Origin of the sequence: Mesorhizobium xinjiangense, assembly GCF_009749525.1 — a bacterium.
GTDB classification, from domain to species: Bacteria; Pseudomonadota; Alphaproteobacteria; order Rhizobiales; family Rhizobiaceae; genus Mangrovimarina; species Mangrovimarina xinjiangensis.
This window is the reverse complement of the sequence record NZ_WOAC01000017.1, coordinates 93212-112140: the sequence shown is the minus strand read 5'-3', so window position 1 is coordinate 112140 and position 18929 is coordinate 93212. Positions and strand designations below refer to the sequence as shown.

At 64.5% G+C, this 18929-nt stretch carries 22 protein-coding genes and 1 tRNA gene; 9 read left to right on the top strand and 14 right to left on the bottom strand.

All coding sequences use genetic code 11. The annotated features are described in order from the left end of the window. Nucleotides 1-97: 97 nt before the first annotated feature. Both GM909_RS18400 and GM909_RS18395 read right to left on the bottom strand, forming a co-directional pair. A tRNA-Arg gene (locus GM909_RS18400) sits at nucleotides 98-174 on the bottom strand. A gap of 84 nt (nucleotides 175-258) precedes the next feature. Next, nucleotides 259-1422: a M20 aminoacylase family protein gene (locus GM909_RS18395; protein WP_157018533.1), complete on the bottom strand. Its 1164-nt coding sequence runs from the start codon at nucleotides 1420-1422 to the stop codon at nucleotides 259-261. A gap of 210 nt (nucleotides 1423-1632) precedes the next feature. On the opposite strand from GM909_RS18395, the gene GM909_RS18390 reads away from it, so the two are divergent. Both GM909_RS18390 and GM909_RS18385 read left to right on the top strand, forming a co-directional pair. Further along, nucleotides 1633-2730, top strand: a complete 1098-nt coding sequence (locus tag GM909_RS18390) for a D-alanyl-D-alanine carboxypeptidase family protein (RefSeq protein ID WP_235911962.1) — start codon at nucleotides 1633-1635, stop codon at nucleotides 2728-2730. A 31-nt stretch (nucleotides 2731-2761) separates the two neighbouring features. Further along, a complete protein-coding gene (locus GM909_RS18385; protein WP_157018531.1) occupies nucleotides 2762-3892 on the top strand; it encodes a CobW family GTP-binding protein in 1131 nt (376 codons plus the stop codon). A gap of 4 nt (nucleotides 3893-3896) precedes the next feature. On the opposite strand, the gene GM909_RS18380 is transcribed toward GM909_RS18385, so the two are convergent. The 5 genes from GM909_RS18380 to GM909_RS18360 all read right to left on the bottom strand — a co-directional run bounded on the left by GM909_RS18380 (nucleotide 3897) and on the right by GM909_RS18360 (nucleotide 7751). Next, on the bottom strand, nucleotides 3897-4145 hold the full coding sequence (locus GM909_RS18380; RefSeq protein ID WP_157018529.1) for a sulfurtransferase TusA family protein: 249 nt from the start codon (nucleotides 4143-4145) through the stop codon (nucleotides 3897-3899). Between the two features lie 17 nt (nucleotides 4146-4162). Continuing rightward, on the bottom strand, nucleotides 4163-5431 hold the full coding sequence (locus tag GM909_RS18375; protein WP_157018527.1) for a L,D-transpeptidase family protein: 1269 nt from the start codon (nucleotides 5429-5431) through the stop codon (nucleotides 4163-4165). A gap of 181 nt (nucleotides 5432-5612) precedes the next feature. Beyond that, nucleotides 5613-6563 carry an acetyl-CoA carboxylase carboxyltransferase subunit alpha gene (locus GM909_RS18370; RefSeq protein WP_157018525.1) on the bottom strand — a complete coding sequence of 317 codons (951 nt, stop codon included), beginning with the start codon at nucleotides 6561-6563 and terminating at the stop codon, nucleotides 5613-5615. Nucleotides 6564-6658: 95 nt separating this feature from the next. Beyond that, nucleotides 6659-7585, bottom strand: coding sequence for a site-specific tyrosine recombinase XerD (locus GM909_RS18365; RefSeq protein WP_157018523.1), 927 nt, complete (start codon nucleotides 7583-7585; stop codon nucleotides 6659-6661). A 16-nt stretch (nucleotides 7586-7601) separates the two neighbouring features. Beyond that, nucleotides 7602-7751, bottom strand: a complete 150-nt coding sequence (locus tag GM909_RS18360) for a histidine kinase (RefSeq protein ID WP_157018521.1) — start codon at nucleotides 7749-7751, stop codon at nucleotides 7602-7604. Nucleotides 7752-7895: 144 nt separating this feature from the next. On the opposite strand from GM909_RS18360, the gene GM909_RS18355 reads away from it, so the two are divergent. From GM909_RS18355 to GM909_RS18345, 3 genes are read left to right on the top strand one after another with little or no spacing between them, the layout of a single operon-like run. Beyond that, nucleotides 7896-8486, top strand: coding sequence for a shikimate kinase (locus GM909_RS18355; RefSeq protein WP_157018518.1), 591 nt, complete (start codon nucleotides 7896-7898; stop codon nucleotides 8484-8486). Continuing rightward, nucleotides 8486-9613, top strand: a complete 1128-nt coding sequence (gene aroB / locus GM909_RS18350) for a 3-dehydroquinate synthase (RefSeq protein ID WP_157018516.1) — start codon at nucleotides 8486-8488, stop codon at nucleotides 9611-9613. The genes GM909_RS18355 and aroB overlap by 1 nt, the downstream gene beginning before the upstream one ends. Next, entirely contained in the window at nucleotides 9610-10875 is a 1266-nt protein-coding gene (locus GM909_RS18345; RefSeq protein ID WP_157018514.1) for an HlyC/CorC family transporter, read from the top strand. The genes aroB and GM909_RS18345 overlap by 4 nt, the downstream gene beginning before the upstream one ends. A gap of 153 nt (nucleotides 10876-11028) precedes the next feature. On the opposite strand, the gene GM909_RS18340 is transcribed toward GM909_RS18345, so the two are convergent. The 5 genes from GM909_RS18340 to GM909_RS25815 form a co-directional block, all read right to left on the bottom strand. Beyond that, nucleotides 11029-11337 (bottom strand): GNAT family N-acetyltransferase, encoded by a 309-nt coding sequence (locus GM909_RS18340; protein WP_157018512.1) that lies wholly within the window; start codon nucleotides 11335-11337, stop codon nucleotides 11029-11031. Next, complete coding sequence (locus tag GM909_RS18335) at nucleotides 11334-11981, bottom strand: alpha/beta hydrolase (protein ID WP_157018510.1); 648 nt, start codon at nucleotides 11979-11981, stop codon at nucleotides 11334-11336. The genes GM909_RS18340 and GM909_RS18335 overlap by 4 nt, the downstream gene beginning before the upstream one ends. Nucleotides 11982-12035: 54 nt before the next feature. Next, entirely contained in the window at nucleotides 12036-12971 is a 936-nt protein-coding gene (locus GM909_RS18330) for a VOC family protein (protein WP_157018508.1), read from the bottom strand. A 232-nt stretch (nucleotides 12972-13203) separates the two neighbouring features. Further along, nucleotides 13204-13650 (bottom strand): hypothetical protein, encoded by a 447-nt coding sequence (locus GM909_RS18325; RefSeq protein WP_157018506.1) that lies wholly within the window; start codon nucleotides 13648-13650, stop codon nucleotides 13204-13206. 11 nt (nucleotides 13651-13661) lie between these two features. Beyond that, nucleotides 13662-13997, bottom strand: coding sequence for a DUF883 family protein (locus GM909_RS25815; RefSeq protein WP_198174304.1), 336 nt, complete (start codon nucleotides 13995-13997; stop codon nucleotides 13662-13664). A 112-nt stretch (nucleotides 13998-14109) separates the two neighbouring features. Here GM909_RS25815 and GM909_RS18315 point away from each other — a divergent pair, with 112 nt between their 5' ends. Then, a complete protein-coding gene (locus GM909_RS18315; protein ID WP_157018502.1) occupies nucleotides 14110-15237 on the top strand; it encodes an AI-2E family transporter in 1128 nt (375 codons plus the stop codon). Here GM909_RS18315 and GM909_RS18310 read toward each other — a convergent pair. Both GM909_RS18310 and GM909_RS18305 read right to left on the bottom strand, forming a co-directional pair. Further along, nucleotides 15205-15756, bottom strand: coding sequence for a sigma-70 family RNA polymerase sigma factor (locus GM909_RS18310; RefSeq protein WP_157018500.1), 552 nt, complete (start codon nucleotides 15754-15756; stop codon nucleotides 15205-15207). The two genes, GM909_RS18315 and GM909_RS18310, sit on opposite strands and share 33 nt — an antisense overlap. Before the next feature lie 178 nt (nucleotides 15757-15934). Beyond that, complete coding sequence (locus GM909_RS18305; RefSeq protein WP_157018547.1) at nucleotides 15935-16153, bottom strand: NepR family anti-sigma factor; 219 nt, start codon at nucleotides 16151-16153, stop codon at nucleotides 15935-15937. A gap of 190 nt (nucleotides 16154-16343) precedes the next feature. Here GM909_RS18305 and GM909_RS18300 point away from each other — a divergent pair, with 190 nt between their 5' ends. The 3 genes from GM909_RS18300 to GM909_RS18290 all read left to right on the top strand — a co-directional run bounded on the left by GM909_RS18300 (nucleotide 16344) and on the right by GM909_RS18290 (nucleotide 18851). Next, entirely contained in the window at nucleotides 16344-17138 is a 795-nt protein-coding gene (locus tag GM909_RS18300; protein ID WP_157018498.1) for a response regulator, read from the top strand. A 40-nt stretch (nucleotides 17139-17178) separates the two neighbouring features. Beyond that, nucleotides 17179-18180 (top strand): sensor histidine kinase, encoded by a 1002-nt coding sequence (locus tag GM909_RS18295; RefSeq protein ID WP_157018496.1) that lies wholly within the window; start codon nucleotides 17179-17181, stop codon nucleotides 18178-18180. A gap of 350 nt (nucleotides 18181-18530) precedes the next feature. Further along, nucleotides 18531-18851, top strand: a complete 321-nt coding sequence (locus GM909_RS18290) for a hypothetical protein (RefSeq protein WP_157018494.1) — start codon at nucleotides 18531-18533, stop codon at nucleotides 18849-18851. Nucleotides 18852-18929: the final 78 nt, after the last annotated feature.

Genomic DNA, 18929 nt, shown 5'->3' with positions numbered 1-18929 from the left:
GACTGGAACCACTTCAAAACCCCTTCGGGCCGAAAGTGTTACCCATGTCTCCGATATAAACTGTAACCAATGTGTCCGGAACGGACCCACGGAATTTTGGTGATCCCGACTGGATTCGAACCAGTGACCCTCAGATTAGGAATCTGATGCTCTATCCTGCTGAGCTACGGGACCACGGCGCTCTCATACCCTTTTGAGGCGGATACGCCAACCGTTTTGGCGCCGCCCGGCATCCAATCCACGGCGGCGGCGAAAGCTTCAAGCTGCCAGATATTTCTCGGTCAGGCGCACCCAGTAGGAAATGCCGTGCGGAATCGCCTCGTCGTTGAAGTCGTATTCGGGGTGGTGAAGATTGGCCGTGTCGCCATTGCCGACGAAGATGAAGGCGCCGGGCCGCGCCTCGAGCATGTAGGAAAAGTCCTCGCCGCCCATCATCGCCGACATCGTCGTGTCGACATTGCCCTCGCCCGCCACTTCGCGCGCCGCCGTGGCGGCGAATTCGGTTTCCTCCGCATGGTTGAAGGTCACCGGATAGTTGCGCTCGTATTGGATATCGGCCCGTCCTCCGCCGGCCTTGGCGACATTGTCGACGATGGCGCGGATGCGCTCCTCGGCCAGGTCGGCGTTTTCCGTGCGCAGCGTGCGCACCGTGCCGGCGATCTCGGCGACTTCGGGAATGACGTTGTAGGCATCGCCGGCGTGGAACTTGGTCACCGAGACGACGATCGCCTCCACCGGATCAGTGCTGCGCGAAGCGACCGTCTGCATGGCGCCGACGATCTGGCTGGCAATCACGATCGGGTCGACCGTCTGGTGCGGGAAGGCGGCGTGTCCGCCCTTGCCCTTGATCTTGATGGTGAATTCGGAGGTCGCGGCCATGATCGGCCCGGGGCGCGTGGCGAACTGGCCGACCGGCAGGCCCGGCTCGTTGTGCATGCCGAAGACGCGTTCGATGTCGAAACGCTCCATCATGCCTTCCTTGACCATGACGTTGCCACCACCGCCGCCTTCCTCGGCCGGCTGGAAGATGACGGCCACGCTGCCTTTGAAATTGCGCGTTTCGGCGAGATATTTTGCCGCGCCCAAAAGCATTGCGGTGTGGCCGTCGTGACCGCAGGCATGCATCTTGCCGGCGTTTTGCGAAGCGTGCGGCACACCGCTCGCCTCCATGATGGGCAGCGCATCCATGTCGGCGCGCAGCCCGACCGTCGGCCCGCTGCCCAGGCGCCCGCGGATGACGCCGACGACGCCGGTCTTGGCGATGCCGGTCGCAACCTCGTCGCAGCCGAACTCGGCAAGCTTCTCGGCGACGAAGGCGGAAGTCTCGAAAAGATCGAACAGCAGTTCGGGATTGCTGTGGATCGTGCGCCTCCACCCGGCGACTTCCTCCTGCAATTCGGCTGCCCTGTTGAGGATCGGCATATTCAAGCACTCCCATCGTCACATTCGGTTGCATCCGCACGCACCGCGGAAGGGTGCGCTGGATTGCGCTTTGCCATCTTGGCGTCACATGGGCTAAATATCACCGGTCGGCGACCGGCAAGCTCACCAGCGCCGATGCCGCGCGGCGCCGGCAAACTAGCGCAAAATCTGCAAGAGGCGATAGGGAAATTGGTTCGTTCGAGCGTGAAAATGATGTACCAGTTCTGTCTCGCTGCGTGGCTGGCGACGATTGTCGCGGCGGCTCCAGCGGCGGCGGGACCGTCGATCGTGGTCGACGTCAATTCGGGCCGCGTCCTGGCCGAGGACGACATCTTCCAGCGCTGGTACCCGGCATCGCTGTCGAAACTGATGACGGCCTATGTGGCGTTCCGGGCGATCGAGGCGGGCGAGGTGACCCTCCAGTCTCCGGTGCGCATCTCCAGGAATGCCGCCAAAGAGCCGCCGAGCAAGATGGGATACAAGCCCGGCTCGGTGCTGACCCTCGACAACGCGCTCAAGATCATCATGGTCAAGTCGGCCAATGACGTGGCGACCGCCATCGGCGAGAGCATCGCCGGTTCCGAATTCAGCTTTGCGGCGCGGATGAACGCCGAATCGGCCCGCCTCGGCATGACCGGGTCGCACTGGGTCAATGCCCACGGCCTGCATTCGGAAGGGCAGTACACGACGGCGCACGACATGGCGGTACTGGCGCTGGCGATAAAGCGCGAATATCCGCAATATGCCGGCTATTTCACGATCGAGGGCCTGCAGGCCGGCAAGGCAAAGCTGGAAAACCACAACACGCTCATCGGCCGCTTCGACGGCGCAGACGGCATGAAAACCGGCTATACCTGCCCTGCCGGCTTCAACCTGGCGGCGTCGGCGACGCGCGGCGGGCGCACCATCCTTGCCGTTCTCCTGGGCGAGATGTCCGTCTCCGAGCGCGCCGAAAAAGCCGCCGGGCTTATCGCCAAGGGTTTTCAAACGAACGTCGCTGGCGCACCGCACATCGACATGCTGGCGCCGGCCGGCGATGTCGAGCCCGCCGCCGTCAACCTGCGGCCGGTCGTGTGCAGCCAGGAGGCCCGTCAGGCCCGGCTCGAAAACCGCGACGAGAACGGTGACACGATCTTCGAGTCGCCCTATCTGCACGAATTCACGCACGAGCCGCGCCTCGTCGCAGTCGACCTCGGCGGCGCGACCGGGCCGAAATCGCCCTATTTCCCCGAGGAAGTCGAATATGCCGACGTGCCTATCCCGACCCCTCGCCCCGATTACACGCCGACCTCGGTGGCTGCGCAGTAAAGCGCCGCCAGACCGTCTGGAGCGGACCGCGATGCAGTACGCACCCATACCCGTCACCGTGATTACGGGCTTCCTCGGCTCGGGCAAGACGACGCTGATCAACCGGCTGCTGCGTGATCCCGCGCTCACCGACACGGCGGTGATCGTCAACGAGTTCGGCGAAGTCGCGATCGACCACATGCTCGTCGAAACGTCGAGCGACGGCGTCATCGAGCTTGCCGACGGCTGCCTGTGCTGCTCCGTGCGCGGCGAACTGATCGACACGCTGGCCGATCTGGCCGACCGGCTGCAGACGGGACGCATCGAGCGCCTGTCACGCGTCGTCGTCGAAACGACCGGTCTTGCCGATCCCGTGCCCGTGCTGCAGTCGCTGATGGCGCATCCGGCCATCCTCGCCGCATATCGTCTCGACGGCGTGGTCGCGACGCTCGACGCGGCCAATGGCGCGGCCACGCTCGACCGGCACAGGGAGGCGATGCGGCAAGCGGCCGTCGCCGATCGCATCGTCATCACCAAATCCGACATCGCGACGGCCGAACAGGTGACGCACCTCGCCGATCGCATCGCCCGCATCAATCCGGGTGCGCCGCTGCTCGACGCGCAGAGCGGCGCGGCGAATGCGGCGGGGCTCATGGAGTGCGGCCTCTACGACCCGGCGACGAAGAGCGTCGACGTGCGGCGCTGGCTCAAGGACGCCGCGGCGGACGCCGGCGCGGACGGCCATGACCACGACGCGCACGACCATGATGACGGCCACCATCATGGTCACCGCCACCATCATCACGATGCGCGCATCCGCAGCGTCTCGCTGGCCCATGAAGGGGCCATGCCGCTTGCGGCCGTCGAAGGATTTCTCGACCTGTTGCGCGCTACCCATGGCGAGAAGCTGTTGCGCATGAAGGGCGTCATCGAAACCGTCGAGGACCCGGAGCATCCGCTGGTCGTTCACGGCGTGCAAAAGCTCCTTCATCCGCCGGCGCGGCTGGCCGCCTGGCCGCCGGGACCGCGCGGCGCGCGGCTCGTATTGATCACCGACGACATGCCGGAAGATTATGTCAAGCGGCTGTTCGATGCCTTTGCCGGCAAGCCGGCTGTCGATATGCCGGACCGCAGTGCGCTGGAAGACAACCCATTGGCCATCGCCGGCTTTTCGGCGCGTTGACGCTTCAGATCGCGCCGCGTTCGACCAGGAAGCGATGGCCGCCGTCCGTCGCGGCCGTTTCGATGAGCCGGTGGCCCGCCTCGCTGCAGAAGGCGGGGATGTCGATCACGGCGAGCGGGTCGGTGGTCTCGAGCCACAGCCGCTCACCGGCCCCCATGCCGGCGAGCCGCTTGCGCGCCCGCAAGACCGGCAGCGGGCATTTCAACCCCTTGAGATCGTAGACGTCCTGCGCCTGCGGTGTCGCGCCTTCCAACTTAGCACGCGGCTCGATCAACGGCCGAACAGGCCGGTGAGGCGCGAGGAAACCCGGCCCAGAAGGCCGGTTCCGCCGTTCTCGGCGGAGGCCGGCGGCGCGCCGACAACGGTCTCCGACTGCGTTGCAGCCGCGCTCGCGGCGGCAATGGCCGCAGCCTTCTCCTCGGCCGCTTTTTGAGCAGCAAGCTGCGTTGCCTCATCAATTTTGCGCTTCTTTTCGGCCGCACGGGCGTCGATCGCCGCCTGCTTGCGGCCTGCCGGCGAGTCGATCCGGCCCATGCGCGACGTCGCCACCACGGTGCCGTCGGGCTCAACGGACGGCGGCTCGACGGTCACGCGTTCGCCGCGCGCCCGCTTGCGCGACCACTCGGCGACCAATCGCGCCTCCTCGAGACCGGCGATGGATGGTTTCGGCGCCGGTCCGACGCCATTGCCGGCCGCGGCAGAGAATGCGGCCTGGTATGTCGACTGATGCGCCTGGTACGCGCTGACCAGCGTTTCCGGCTGCGCGGCGGGCGGGCAGGCGCCGGCCGGATTGAAGCCGGTGCTGCCTTGAGCAACGCTGTTGAAGACGTAACGCTTCTCGCAGACGTCGACCTTGGGCGGCATCCTCGTTATCTCGAAATGGTCATAGCCTTCCTTCAGCATGGTCCAGAACTTGTAATTGGGATCGCCGCGATAGCGCGCCATGTTCTGCGCCGTCATGCGGAAGGGGAAGGCCTGGACCTGGAATTCCTTCTGCCCGCCGCGAAAGGCGTCGCGCCCGAAGGCATAGATCTGCTCGATCTGCTCGTCGGTCATCGAATAGCAGCCCGACGAGGAACACGCGCCGTGCACCATGAGATGCGAGCCGGTGCGCCCATGCGCCTGATCGAAGGCGTTGGGGTAGCCGATATTGAAGGCGAGATGGTAGCTCGATTGCGGGTTCATCTGCGTCGGACGCACCGTGTAGAAGCCTTCCGGCGCCTGGCGGTCGCCCTCGACGAATTTCGGCCCGAGCTGGCCAGACCACTTGCAGATGTCATAGGAGGCGATGATGTCGTAGCGTCCGGAGCGCTTCTTTTTCCAGATCTCGAGCTTGCCTTCCTCCTTGAAGATACGCGCCATGATCGGCGCGTTGCGGGCCATGCCCTTGGCCCGCATGCGATCGAGGATTTCGCGCGGCAGCTGCTTTTCGGCCTTCTGCACGCTGCCCAGCGTCGTGTCCGTGCAGCCGCTCAAACCGACCGCAGCAACGCCGACGGCGGCAGCCAGGAATGATGCCTGTACAAGTCTCAAGAACATAACGATCGTGCGTCCCCGAATTGGCGTCCAACCCGCCCGCCCGGCAATCTATGTCGGTTAACCTTGAGAAAGACTTACCAAAAGAAATCCCCTCTATGGGCCATGTCAATGCATAGCGCATAATCCGCGGCGATTTTGTGGCGAATCTGTGTATTTGCCGCCACAATGGCGGCCTGAAGCGCTACAGGTCGCGGCCGATGGCGAGGAATTTTTCGCGCCGGTGTTCGCGGAAATCCATATTGCCCGCTTCCAGTTCCTCGAAGGCCGTGGCGATCTGTTCGCCGGCCGCTGCGACAACCGCGCCCGGATCGCGGTGCCCGCCGCCGAGCGGTTCGGCGACGATGCCGTCGATCACCTTCATGGCAAGCAGATCCTGCGCGGTGATCTTCATGTTCGTCGCCGCATCGCGGGCGCGGGTGGAATCGTGCCACAGGATCGAGGCCGCACCCTCCGGCGAGATCACCGAATAGATCGAATGCTCGAGCATGTAGACCTTGTTGGCCGTGGCAATCGCGATGGCGCCGCCCGATCCGCCCTCGCCGATGATGAGCGAGACCATCGGAACCTTCAGGCCGAGGCAGGCCGATGTGGAGCGGGCGATGGCCTCGGCCTGGCCGCGCTCTTCGGCCCCGATGCCGGGATAGGCGCCGGCCGTGTCGACCAGCGAGACGACCGGCAGGCCGAACCGGTCGGCCAGTTCCATAATCCTGACCGCCTTGCGATAACCCTCGGGCCGCGCCATGCCGAAATTGTGCTTCAGCCGGCTTTTCGTGTCGTTGCCCTTTTCCTGGCCGATCACGGCCATCGGCGTGCCGCGGAACCGCGCAAACCCGCCGACGATCGCATCGTCCTCGCCGAAGCCGCGGTCGCCGGCCAGCGGCGTGAAATCGGTGAACAGCTCGCGCACATAGTCCACGCAGTGCGGACGGTCGGGATGGCGCGCCACCTGCGCCCTCTGCCACGGCGTCAACGCCTTGTAGACGTCGCGCAGGGCCTCGCGCGAGCGCTTCTCGAGCCGCGCGATCTCCTCGCCGACATCGACCGCCTCGCCGTTGTCGGCAAGCTTCTTGAGCTCCAGGATCTTGCCCTCAAGGTCGGCGACGGGTTTTTCGAAATCGAGATAGTTGTACATATTTTTCAGCAAGCCGGAAAGCTGGACAAATGGGAGCGGTACCGGATTTTCGCTGCCGGCCGCCTCAAACAGGCCCTCACATAACGATGGAGCGCCTAGTCGGCAAGCGGATGATGTTCGTTGACGAGGCGGACCATGCGCTCTTCGAGCACATGGGTGTAGATCTGCGTGGTCGAAATGTCGGAATGGCCGAGCAGTTGCTGCACCACCCTGAGATCGGCGCCGTTCTGCAGAAGATGGCTGGCAAAGGCATGGCGCAGCACATGTGGCGACACGCGGGCCGCCGCGATCCCGGCGCGCGCGGCGAGCTGCTTGAGCTCGCGCGCAAAAACCTGGCGCGGCAGGTGACCGCTCTGCGAACCGGCCGGAAAGAGCCATGTGCTTTCGGCCGCTGCCGGATCGCTTTCACGCATGACGAGCCAGGCGCGCATCGCGTCGGCCGCCTTCTGCGACAGAGGCACCACGCGCTCCTTGCCGCCCTTGCCGCGCACCACGAAATAGCGCTCGTCGCGCCGGGCGACCGTCAGGGGCAGCGAGACGAGTTCCGACACGCGCAGACCCGTCGCATAAAGCACCTCGACAAGCGCATGCAGGCGCAGCGCGGCAAAACGTGAAACGCCCTCGGGGCGCTCGCCGCCGGCCTCGCGCGCCGCGCGGTCGAGCAAGGCCGAGGTTTCCGCCTCGCTCAGCGTTTTCGGCAGGGGACGGGCCCGCCTCGGGCTGTCGGCTGTGCCGGTCGGATCGTCGCCCCGACGGCCCTCGACATAGAGAAAGCGGAAGAACTGCTTCAAAGCCGACAGCTTGCGCGCCTGGGTGGAGGCGGCGAAGCCCTGCTGGGCGATGCCATCCAGATGGAAGCGGACATCGTCCGGCGTGGCCCCGGCAAGCCCGCCGCTGCGTCGGCGCAACGCAGTGTGCGCGTCCTCGAGGTCGCGCCTGTAGGCGGCCAGCGTGTTGGCGCTTGCACCACGTTCCGCGCTCATCATCTCCAGAAAGGCGTCGATGGCGGCTTCGGTGTTCATCGGCACACGCTCCGGCTCATTCGGCCGGGTTGAGTTTTTCGGCCGGGATGCGCACGGTCATCTGTCCCTTGTTCGGCTCGACAAGCGTCGCCAGGGCGAACATCGCCGCGTAGACGATGGCGCACAGCACCGCGACCGTCATCAGGAACCGGAAAAGCGTCGGCATGGGTGAATGTGCCCTCGTCGATTGGTCCGCCTGGTCCCTTATGCGTTGCGGGATGCACGATTTCAACTCCGCAGCCCGGCCGCGACTCGCTTGACGCAAGGGCCCTTTTCATGTCGATACGCCGGACGGACACAGGCGGAACCGATGACGGTCTTGGCACATTCGCACGACAAGGGGCTGCACGACAGGCTCGCGGGACGCGCAATCGTCTTTGTCGGGCTGATGGGCGCGGGCAAGACCGCGATCGGCCGCAAGGTCGCCCAGGCGCTCGATCTGCCCTTCATCGACAGCGACCACGAGATCGAGCACGTCTCGCGCATGAGCGTGCCCGACCTGTTCGAACGCTACGGCGAGCCGGAGTTCCGTTCGCTGGAACGGCGCGTGATCGCCAGGGTGGTCAGGGAGGGGGCGCGGGTCGTCTCAACCGGCGGCGGCGCCTTCATGGACGAGAACACGCGCCGGCTGATCGCGCGGCGCGGCCTTTCCGTGTGGCTGAAGGCCGATATCGACACGCTGATGGAGCGCGTGACGAAGAACAAGAACCGGCCGCTGCTCAAGAACCCCGATCCGCGCGCCGTCATGCAGCGCCTGATGGACGAGCGCTATCCGGTCTATGCGCAGGCCGATATTGTCGTACCGACCCGCGACGAAACGCGCGAGACGATCGCCGCCGAGACAGTCGACGCCATCATGCGCTATCTCGACGGCGAACCGCGAAAGGACGTGTCTTCCTGATGCACAAACATCCCACACCTGCCGAGCGCATCGAGGTCGGGCTCGGCACGCGCAGCTACCCCATTCTGATCGGCGACGGATTGCTCGCCCGGGCGGGCGAAGAAATCGCGCGGCTGATGCCCGGCGTCAATGCGGCGGTCGTCACCGACACCAACGTCGCGGCGCAGCATCTGCCGGCATTGGAGGAAGCGCTGGACCAGGCCGAGATCGCGCATACCGCCATCACGCTCCCCCCCGGCGAAGGTACCAAGAGCTTTGCCGCGCTGCAGGACGTCGTCGACCGCCTGCTGGAGGCCCGTCTGGAACGTAGCGACGTCGTCATTGCGCTCGGCGGCGGCGTCATCGGCGATCTCGCCGGCTTCGCCGCCGGCGTCGTGCGCCGCGGCATGAAGTTCGTCCAGATCCCCACCTCCCTGCTTGCCCAGGTCGATTCCTCCGTCGGCGGCAAGACCGGCATAAACACGCGCCAGGGCAAGAACCTCGTCGGCATCTTCCACCAGCCGGGCCTGGTGATCGCCGACACGGGCGTCCTCGACACGCTTTCCGTGCGCGAATTCCGTGCCGGCTATGCCGAGGTGGTCAAGTACGGCCTCATCGACCGACCCGACTTCTTCGCCTGGCTGGAGAGCAACTGGCGCGACGTTTTCGCCGGCGGCACGGCGCGCCGGCACGCAATCGCCGAATCCTGCCGCTCCAAGGCCGAGATCGTGGCCCGCGACGAGCGCGAGACGGACGAGCGCGCGCTGCTCAACCTCGGCCACACCTTCGGCCACGCGCTGGAAGCGGCGACCGGCTACGACAGCACCCGGCTCGTGCATGGCGAGGGCGTGGCCATCGGCATGGCGCTCGCACATCGCTTCTCGGCCCGGCTCAACCGGTGCAGCCCGGACGATGCGGCGCGCGTCGAGCGCCACCTGGAGGCTGTCGGGCTGCCCGTCAGGATGTCGGACATTCCGGGCCAACTGCCTGGCGCCGAAGCGCTGCTGAACTACATTGCCCAGGACAAGAAGGTTTCGCGCGGCGCGCTGACCTTCATTCTCACCCACGGTATCGGCCGATCCTTCATCGCGCGGGACGTGCCGGTCTCGGAGGTGCTTTCGTTCCTGAAGGAGAACCATCCCGAATGACGACGCAATTGTTGCTGACGGGCGGAGCCATCATCGTGCTGATCGTCCTGTCCTTCCTCTTTTCGGGCACCGAAACCAGCATGACCGCCGCCTCGCGGGCCAGGCTGCACACCCTTGCCGCCAATGGCGACGCCAAGGCGACATTCATCGACCGGCTTCTCCAGCGCAAGGACCGTCTGGTCGGCGCGCTTCTGATCGGCAACAACCTGGTCAACATCCTCGCCTCGGCGCTGGCGACGAGCCTGCTGCTGTCGATCTTCGGCGATGCGGGCGTGGTCTACGCCACCATCACCATGACCGTGCTGCTCGTGATCTTCTCGGAGATCCTGCCGAAGTCGCTGGCGCTCTACCGGCCCGAGCAGTTCGCGCTCTACGTCGCGCCCTTTGCCCGCTTTGTGGTGTTGCTGTTCGGCACGCTGTCGTCAGCTGCCAACCTGCTTGTCCGCGGCATCCTGAAATTGTGCGGCCTCAACCTGTCGCGCGACCACTACATGCTGTCGGCGCATGACGAATTGCGCGGCACGGTAGAGGTGCTGCACCGGGAAGGCGCATTCGTGAAGCAGGATCGCGATCGGCTGGGCGGCCTGCTCGACCTGGCCGAACTCGAGGTTTCAGACGTGATGGTGCATCGGACCGCCATGCGCATGGTCAATGCCGACGACCCCGCCGAGACCATCGTGCGCGAGATTTTGCAGAGCCCCTACACACGGATACCGCTCTACCGCAATTCCACCGACAACATCGTCGGCGTCGTTCACGCCAAGGACCTGCTCAGGGCGTTGCACGAGGTCGACAACGATCCCGCCAGGATAGACATCGTCAAGGTGGCGTCGAAACCGTGGTTCGTGCCCGACACCACCACGCTGCATGACCAGCTCAACGCCTTCCTGCGCCGAAAGGCCCATTTCGCCGTCGTCGTCGACGAATATGGCGAGGTGGAGGGCCTCGTGACGCTGGAGGACATCATCGAGGAGATCGTCGGCGAGATCGCCGACGAGCACGACGTCGAAATCCAGGGCGTCAAGCAGGAGGCCGACGGTTCGGTGGTCGTCGACGGCTCAGTGCCGATCCGCGATTTGAACCGGGCGCTCGACTGGGATCTGCCGGACGACGAGGCGACGACGGTCGCCGGCCTCGTCATTCATGAAACGCAGACAATTCCCGAGGAAAAGCAGGCCTTTACCTTCCACGACAAGCGCTTCATCGTGATGAAGCGCGACAAGAACCGCATCACGAGACTGAGGATCAGGCCGGCCGAATAGGCAGGCACCGGCGCGCATTTGCTTCAAACGGAATCGTTTGAGGCAAAGATATGCGCGCCAGATCAATATGTTGGAGCATGGCATTCGAGCCTGTTGATGCTCCTTCGACGGCGATCAATCGCCAAGGCGTCGGTCCGATCCGGCTACAACCTGTCATCCCTTCGGCTTCTTCAGCACGTCCGCCCACTCGGGATGACGGCGAAACTGCGCGGCAGCGAACGGACAGAGCGGGATGATGGTCTTTCCGGCGGCGCGTGCGTCCTCGACGGCGCGCGTCACCAGCCGCAAACCCACGCCCTGTCCGCGGAAGGCGTCCGGCACTTCGGTATGATCAATGATGATCTGGCGCGTGCCGGCCTTCGAGAAGGTCATCTCGGCCTCCGCACCGTCCGGTCCACGCAGCACATAGCGCCCCTTGGTGTCCGATTCCTCGACCTCGATGCCGCCTTGATCGTCCGTCATGTCTGTCCTTCCATCCGTTTCGTCGTCTGAGCCTTTGCCGCCGCTTCGAACAGGGCTCTGGCCGCATCGATCTCGCTCGGCCGGACTTCGTGTCCACCTTCGTGCCACGCCACGGTAACCTCGGCCTCGGCGGCGCGCAAATAGGCTTCCAGACGCAGGGTCAGGTCGGGCGGGCAGATCGGGTCGCGCCGGCCGGCGGTGATCAGGATGCGCTTGTCCTTCAGATCGCCGCGTATCTTCGGCTCGAAGGGGATGAGCGGGTGCATCAGCACCGTCGCATCGAACAGCGCAGGATCGGCGAACTGCACGCTGGCCAGGATGTTGGCACCGTTCGAATAGCCGAGCCCGTAGACCGCCGAAGGCCTGGCGGCCTCGACATGGGCGCGCACGAACTGCGTCATCGTCTCGGTGCGCCGGGCCAGGTCGTCCATGTCGTAGACGCCCTCGCCGGTGCGGCGGAAAAAGCGCGCCGCGCCCATTTCCAGAACATCGCCGCGCGGCGAGACAATGCCTGCACCGGGCACGAGATCGCGGGCAAGCCCGACGAACTGGTTCTCCTCCCCGCCCGTGCCGTGGAAGGTGAAAATCAGCGGAGCGCCCGGCTGGCCGGGCACATGCGCGTGGATATAGCTGTCGGTGGACATGCCGTGTCTCCTCATCGGTGCCGGGGAGCCTGGATCGGCTCCCCGGCCGCAGGATCAGTCCTTGATCGGCTGCAGATGGCTTTCCAGCATCGTGCGCAGATGCTCGTGCTGCCGGGGCAGTTTCAACGCCTCGCCCAGATGCGCCGTGTCCTCGTCGCGGTCGAATCCGGGCTCGTTGGTCGAGACCTCGAACAGGACGCCGCCGGGCGTCCTGAAATAGATCGCCCAGAAATAATCGCGGTCGATCACCGGCGTCACCTGGTAGCCGGTGTCCGTCAGCGCCTTGCGCACCTCGAGCTGCTTGGCGCGGTCTTCGACGGCGAAGGCCACATGATGAACCGAGCCGGCGCCCTGCGCGGCGCGATCGCCGCCGGGGATCGTCTCGATGTCGATCAGGCTGGCGCCGTTGCCGCCACCGGGAACGGCCAGGCGCTTCACGTTGCCGGAGCGGTCAACGTCCTCATAGCCCATGAATTTCAGGAGCTCTTCCGTCGCCCCGCCATCCTTCAGCCTGAGCGATACCGAATGGAAGCCGCGGATCGCCTCGTCGGCGGGAACATCGGCCTTCGACCATGGCGGCCGCGTGTCGTCCTTCGTCTCCACGAGCGCAAATCCGTCGCCATCGGGGCCCTTGAAGGTCAGGCGCTTCTGGCCGAACAGCTCGTCGGCGCCGACATCCGACACGCCTTCCCTGGCGAAACGCTCCTGCCAGTAGCCGAGGGTGCCTTCGGGAACCGAGAACACGGTCGTGCCCACCTCGCCCGTACCGGGATGGCCGCGTGGAATATTGGGGAACGGGAAATAAGTCATGACCGTGCCCGGCAAACCCACCTCGTCGGCATAATAGAGGTGGTAGACGTCGGGGGCGTCGAAATTCACCGTCTTCTTGACCCGCCGCAAGCCGAGCGTCTTGGTGAAGAAGTCGTTGTTTTCCTGCGCATCCCTGGCCATGGAGGTGACGTGATGCAGACCCTGGATCTGTTTGAGCATGGCGGAACTCCTTTGACGGCGCTCTGGCACATCGATTCCGGTTGTCAGGCCGACGCACTGGGGCCGGCCGGTGTTGTCATGCCATATGTCGAGCAGCCGGGCGAAATTGGTAGAGTAGGAACCGTCAATGGTTCGTCTCCGGATGGTGAACAATCGGACGCCCGTTGTTCATCATATTGCCGGCCGATCAAGCCGTCGGCACCTGTCATCTTGCGGATCGCGCTTGCGGCGATCAATCCTCGTCCGGCTTCGTGTCGTCGGAACCCGCATTCTCCTTGTAGATCGCATAGGCCGCCATGGCGGCCAGCGGCCAAACAAGCGAGCGCACTCCGGCTCGCCGTGCCAGCGTCGGCAGCACCGAGACCGCCACGGCGCCGGCGAGCGAGGTCAATTGCTTCGCCCGTTCTTCCTCACGCCGCCGCGACCGTCGCGGCCCCGACAACTGCCACACGACCACGCATATGAGGGCCAGAAGCAGGAAGCCGAGACCGAAGACGAGGCATGCCACCAGCGGGCTCATATGCCGAGCCGTGTAAAGGAAACCAGCGGCAATCAGGAAGCCGGCCCCGCACAGCGCGGCAATCGCCGCGAGCGCGTAGACGATGACGGCGCTCCGCGCCCGCCTTACGGCGCGTTGGGGGTCAATCGATGTCAGAAGGCCGATAAGCGGCGAGACCATTCAGCCGCCGCCTACCGCTTGGCCAGCAGAGCGCACAGAAAGCCGATGCCGGCGGCGATCGCCAGCGACGTTACAGGCTTCTCGCGTATCGTCTGACCGATACGATCCTCGATGTCATGTGCACTGCCCTTGAAATCCTCGAGCGCGGTCTCGCCCTGGTGACGCAACCGATCCATTCCGCCGGCCGCCGCCTTGCGCGCCGCCGCCATCGAACGTCCACCCGAGCGGGCAAGCTGCGACTTCACATTCTCAAGTTCCTCCTTGAGAATGGCGATCTGATGTTCGAAGTCCTCGGCGGTTCCCTCTCCGCCGACGGATTTGGCGGATTTCGATTGTGTGGCAGCCATGATTGCTTTTCCCTCTGTTGTCAGCGGTTTCAATGCATGAACGGGCATAGAGTTCCAAAGGAACCGAAATCGTGCAAGGACGTTGCAACGCCAACGTCGACAGGACAAGCACATGAAGCGGCAGGATGCCGACTGGCCGCCCCTGAAAAGGCCCTCCCAGCAAACGGACCCCGCGAAACTGACGTCGCGGGCGGCGGATCTGGCCATTATCGTCGTCGGTGTCATTGCCACGGTGTTCGCGCTCGACGCCGGCCAGGTCGTCCTTGCTCCGGTGGTCACCGCCGTCATCATCGGCCTCATGGTCGGCCCGATCGCGACCCGCCTGGAAGCAAGGGGGCTGCCGTCTCCCCTTTCCGCCGGGGTCGTCGTCATTCTCTTTCTTGCCCTGTTGTCGGCCTTCGTCCTGGCGCTGGCGGCGCCGCTGTCGACCTGGTCGGGGCGCATACCGCAGATCTGGAACGAGCTGCAGCTTCAACTTGCCCAGTTGCGTGAGCCGATCGCCACGCTGAAGTCGGTCCAGGAGCAGCTTCGCGGCGCGATCGGATCCGGCACGCCGACCATCGCGGTGGAAGATTCGTCTCCGGTGCAGAGCGTCGCCACGCTGGCGCCGACCGTCGTCGCGCAGGTGCTCCTCTTCCTGGCAAGTCTCTACTTCTTCATGCTGACCCGTTTCGACATCCGGGCGATGATCCTGCGGCTCTGCGTCGACGACCATCTGCGCTGGCGCGCTGCCCATGTTTTCCGCGACGTCGAGCGGCTGGTCTCGCGCTATTTGCTGTCGATCACGCTGGTCAATATCGGTCTCGGCGTCTCGGTGACGCTGGCCATGTACCTGATCGGCCTTCCCTCGCCATTCCTCTGGGGCGCGCTCGCCGGGCTTTTGAACTTCGTGACCTATCTCGGTCCGGCCGTCATGGCCATCATTCTGTTCGCGGTTGGATTGCTCGAGTTCGACACGCTGGCCGCCAGCATGCTGCCGCCATTGGCATTCCTGTTCTTGAACATGATCGAGGCGCAGTTCGTCACGCCGTCGGTGCTCGGGCGCACCATGACGCTCAACCCCTTCCTCGTCGTCCTCGCTATCGCCTTCTGGATCTGGATTTGGGGAGCGCTTGGCGGGTTTATCGCTGTACCGGTGCTGCTGATCATCTATGCGATCGTGACGAACATCATGCCGCAGGCAGGCAGATCGACTGCCGGAAACGCGTCAGCCAGAGACGCCCGATCCCAGGACCTGTGACGAGATCGCGTCGGGGCCGTATTCGCCTTCGCCCGATATGGCGAGAAGTTCCTGCAGGCGTGTACGCGCCCGGCTGACCCGGCTCTTGACCGTTCCCACGGCGCAGCCGCAGATCTGCGCTGCTTCCTCATAGGAAAAACCGGAGGCGCCGACGAGGATGACAGCCTCGCGCTGGTCTTCGGGCAGAAGCGCCAGCGCGCGGCGAAAATCCTCCAGGTCCATCCGGCCCTGCTGACCGGGATGGATAGCCAGGCGCGCCGTCATGATCCCCTCCGTATCCTGAACCTCGCGGCCACGCTTGCGCATCTGTGAATAGAATTCGTTGCGCAGAATGGTGAACAGCCAGGCCTTCAGGTTCGTTCCTTGCTCGAAACTGCTCTGCTTGTCCCACGCCTTGACCAGCGTCTCCTGCACGAGGTCGTCGGCCCGGTCGGCATTGTGCGCCAACGACACCGCGAAGGCGCGCAGGCTCGGAATTGCCTGCACGAGACCGGCCTTGAATTCAGGAAGCTCACTCATGCACTCTCACCCGGTCTGCCGTTGTGGACTTGACGGCCGCAAGGCCGGACATGGCCTCATCCTTGCGAAGCCGCGCTCCGGCCGCCACGCAGCAATCTCATATCCGCCAATGTCCTGGCCGAAACTGCAATTCAGGAGATCAACGCCGCTTGCCGCAACGGCTTTCGAATCGAGGACACTATGACGGCTTGGCACCCTTGCCTCCGCTTTCCGGCTTCTCGCTCGTCTCGAGTTCGCGCAGCAATTGCGAAAAACGATCCGGTATCTCCTCGGAGACAAGTTCGTCGTAATACGCACGCAATTTGCGGCCGATTTCCGAATTGGGCCCCAGAATCTCGTCGCTCCCGCCCGCATGGTCTCCTGTCGGCCGCCGCGTTGCTTGGCTTGACTTCTTCATCCCTACCTTCACCCCTACCTGGCTTTGGATCGACGCACGGTTCCCCAAACCGACGCGCTGCATTGCGCTCATCAATGCGTCAGGGCCAAGATCGTTCCCTGATCGGGGAACTTTTCCCCCCGCCAACCGTTTCGACAGCGATTTGCCAGCTTGCATTCATCGGCTGTCGGGGAAAGGGAGATACGCTGTCATGAGCCTGTCTGAAACGATCGCGCCGCACTTGCCATATCTGCGCCGTTTCGCGCGTGCCATCTCGGGCTCCCAGACCAGCGGCGACGCCCTGGTGGCCGCCACGCTGGAGGCGATCATAGCCGACAGCGACGTGTTCCCCGCCGCCAGCAGTCCGCGCGTGGCGCTCTACAAGCTGTTTGCCGGACTTTACGCGTCTTTGAACCCGCCCGAAGCCGAGCCGCAGCCCCGCCCGGAATGGGAAAGCAAGGCCGCGGCAAAGCTCGCCACCCTTGCTCCGCCGGCCCGTCAGGCCTTCGTGCTCGTTGCCGTGGAAGGTTTCAGGGCGGATGAGGCCGCCGAGATCCTCGACACGACCGATGAAAAACTGGAAGCTCTGCTTCGGGACGCCTCCACGGAGATCTCGCGTCAGGTCGCCACGAACGTTCTCGTCATCGAGGACGAGCCGCTGATCGCCATGGACATCGAAGAGATGGTGGAGAGCCTCGGCCACAGTGTCGTCGGCACCGCCCGCACGCGGGCCGAGGCGGTTGCGCTGTTTGCGAAATCGCGGCCCGGCATGGTGCTGGCCGACATCCAGCTGGCCGACGGCAGTTCGGGCATCGACGCCGTCAACGACATCATCGCCCACGCGCCGGTGCCCGTCATCTTCATCACCGCTTTTCCCGAACGGCTCCTGACCGGAACACGCCCCGAGCCTGCGTTCCTGGTCACCAAGCCCTTCAATCCCGATATGGTGAAGGCTCTCATCAGCCAGGCACTCTTCTTCGACCGGCAAGCAAGAGCCGCGGCATGACATGCGGACCCGCCCGCCGCGTGCCGGATGATGCGTGCCGATGAATCCGCGACGGAAGACCGCCAGGAAGGTGCCCGAGATCACCGGCGGACTGGGTCGCGGCCTGATGCGCGCCCTGCGCAATGCCGACATTTCGGTTCTCTATCAGGATGCCGACCTGCATGTCGTCTGGGCCGAAAACTTTCCCGAAAGCTGGTCGGCGCAGTCTCGGGCGGGGTCAGGCGACCATGATTTCCTGCCGCAGCCGGAGGCCGACAGGGTCTGCGAGGCGAAACGCGCCATCCTGGAAGACGGCGTTGCACGACGGCTCGAGATCCGCGTTCCCGACAGCGTCGGCGCACGGTGGTTCGACATCTGGATCGACGCCGACTGCGGCGAGGATGGCCGCATCGAGGGCGTCATCACCACCACCGTCGAGATCACCGAGCAGAAACATCGCGAGCAGACGCTGCGCGCCCTTCTTCGCGAGGTCAGCCATCGGTCGAAGAATCTGCTGGCGATCATTCAGTCGGTTGCCGCGCAGACTGGGCGCGACTCCGAAGACATCGACGATTTTCTGCGCCGCTTTCGCGGACGGCTGCACTCCCTTTCCGCCTCGCAGGATCTGGTCACGCTGTCGAATTGGCGCGGCGCGCGGCTGAAGGAGCTCGTCATGGGCCAGGTGCAACGCTTCTGCGCCGACCCCGAACGCAACATCCGCCTGGACGGCGCCAATCCCTATCTCAACCCCAATGCCGCCCTTCACGTAGGCCTTGCCATGCATGAGCTGGCGGTCAATTCCGTGAGTGCCGGCGCATTGTCGCGCGATGGCGGGACCGTCACCATCGCGGCGACGCCGAGCCGCAAGGCCGGCCTCCAGCTCGTCTGGAACGAGCATATGCGCGACGGCCTCCGGCCATTTCTCGACAACCAGCGCTTCAGCAGCGTGGCCCTGGAAAGGATCGTGCCCACGGCACTCAACGGCAAGGCACGCCTGACTGTCTCGAATGGCGCCATCGAGTACCGTCTCACCATCCCGGACGAAAATTTCGAGGCGGCATAGATCTGCTCATCACCGCCGGCAGGCGCCAAAGAAAGGCCGGCCCAGCAGGCCGGCCAATGATCGCTTCCGAAGATGGGGACGATAGCGTGTATTTGTTCCCGCGGAAGGGATCGCGGTAAGCATCCAATGCCGCGATCAAGACATTCAACGCCCGAAGCCGACGGAAGTTCCCCACCGGCAACGATGGCCGCGCATTCCTCGCGAGCGACCGGTTTCACAGACCTCACCTTGCAGCCGAAGCACAATCCTGTCCGGCGCGACGCCCTCGAGGAACGGTCGCTGTTGGCCGCGTGCCAGCCAGTCGCGGAACCTTGCCGCTCCGCCGGCGTTAACCACGAGAGGAATGAGCCATGGAACACATCGCTGCACTCCTGTTCATCGTGGGATGTTCTGCCGACCTCGAAGATTGTCGCGAACTTCCGGCCCCCGTGCCGCTGTTCGAGACGGCCCAGGCATGCAAGGTAGAACACGCGCGCGCCGAGCGCCGGTTTGACGGGCTCTATCCGCGTGTCTTCATGACCTGCTTCGAGGTCGACCCGGCCCTGGAATATGAAAATGCCGAGCTCGTCTGGGACGTCGAGCCGGACGGACGGCTGGTTGTGGAAATCGTGCCGACGGATATTATGGTTGCCGAGGAAGCGAAAAATGCCGACAGGCCGCCGAAACGCTAGGCCGTGTGAACTCATCCGGTTCAGGTGATCGAGCAGATGACTGGATTCGAAGGATATCCATTGGCAGTTTGATACGCT

What these genes read in the sequence shown, in the direction of transcription:
- GM909_RS18340 (WP_157018512.1), bottom strand. Translation starts at nt 11,337, where the DNA reads ATGACGGACGATCAAGGCGGCATCGAGGTCGAGGAATCGGACACCAAG.
- GM909_RS18395 (WP_157018533.1), bottom strand. Translation starts at nt 1,422, where the DNA reads ATGCCGATCCTCAACAGGGCAGCCGAATTGCAGGAGGAAGTCGCCGGG.
- GM909_RS18360 (WP_157018521.1), bottom strand. Translation starts at nt 7,751, where the DNA reads ATGCCGACGCTTTTCCGGTTCCTGATGACGGTCGCGGTGCTGTGCGCC.
- GM909_RS18390 (WP_235911962.1), top strand. Translation starts at nt 1,633, where the DNA reads ATGATGTACCAGTTCTGTCTCGCTGCGTGGCTGGCGACGATTGTCGCG.
- GM909_RS18335 (WP_157018510.1), bottom strand. Translation starts at nt 11,981, where the DNA reads ATGTCCACCGACAGCTATATCCACGCGCATGTGCCCGGCCAGCCGGGC.
- GM909_RS18385 (WP_157018531.1), top strand. Translation starts at nt 2,762, where the DNA reads ATGCAGTACGCACCCATACCCGTCACCGTGATTACGGGCTTCCTCGGC.
- GM909_RS18290 (WP_157018494.1), top strand. Translation starts at nt 18,531, where the DNA reads ATGGAACACATCGCTGCACTCCTGTTCATCGTGGGATGTTCTGCCGAC.
- GM909_RS18325 (WP_157018506.1), bottom strand. Translation starts at nt 13,650, where the DNA reads ATGGTCTCGCCGCTTATCGGCCTTCTGACATCGATTGACCCCCAACGC.
- GM909_RS18355 (WP_157018518.1), top strand. Translation starts at nt 7,896, where the DNA reads ATGACGGTCTTGGCACATTCGCACGACAAGGGGCTGCACGACAGGCTC.
- GM909_RS18345 (WP_157018514.1), top strand. Translation starts at nt 9,610, where the DNA reads ATGACGACGCAATTGTTGCTGACGGGCGGAGCCATCATCGTGCTGATC.
- GM909_RS18365 (WP_157018523.1), bottom strand. Translation starts at nt 7,585, where the DNA reads ATGAACACCGAAGCCGCCATCGACGCCTTTCTGGAGATGATGAGCGCG.
- GM909_RS18300 (WP_157018498.1), top strand. Translation starts at nt 16,344, where the DNA reads ATGAGCCTGTCTGAAACGATCGCGCCGCACTTGCCATATCTGCGCCGT.
- GM909_RS18315 (WP_157018502.1), top strand. Translation starts at nt 14,110, where the DNA reads ATGAAGCGGCAGGATGCCGACTGGCCGCCCCTGAAAAGGCCCTCCCAG.
- GM909_RS18305 (WP_157018547.1), bottom strand. Translation starts at nt 16,153, where the DNA reads ATGAAGAAGTCAAGCCAAGCAACGCGGCGGCCGACAGGAGACCATGCG.
- aroB (WP_157018516.1), top strand. Translation starts at nt 8,486, where the DNA reads ATGCACAAACATCCCACACCTGCCGAGCGCATCGAGGTCGGGCTCGGC.
- GM909_RS18330 (WP_157018508.1), bottom strand. Translation starts at nt 12,971, where the DNA reads ATGCTCAAACAGATCCAGGGTCTGCATCACGTCACCTCCATGGCCAGG.
- GM909_RS18370 (WP_157018525.1), bottom strand. Translation starts at nt 6,563, where the DNA reads ATGTACAACTATCTCGATTTCGAAAAACCCGTCGCCGACCTTGAGGGC.
- GM909_RS18375 (WP_157018527.1), bottom strand. Translation starts at nt 5,431, where the DNA reads ATGTTCTTGAGACTTGTACAGGCATCATTCCTGGCTGCCGCCGTCGGC.
- GM909_RS18295 (WP_157018496.1), top strand. Translation starts at nt 17,179, where the DNA reads ATGAATCCGCGACGGAAGACCGCCAGGAAGGTGCCCGAGATCACCGGC.
- GM909_RS18310 (WP_157018500.1), bottom strand. Translation starts at nt 15,756, where the DNA reads ATGAGTGAGCTTCCTGAATTCAAGGCCGGTCTCGTGCAGGCAATTCCG.
- GM909_RS25815 (WP_198174304.1), bottom strand. Translation starts at nt 13,997, where the DNA reads ATGGCTGCCACACAATCGAAATCCGCCAAATCCGTCGGCGGAGAGGGA.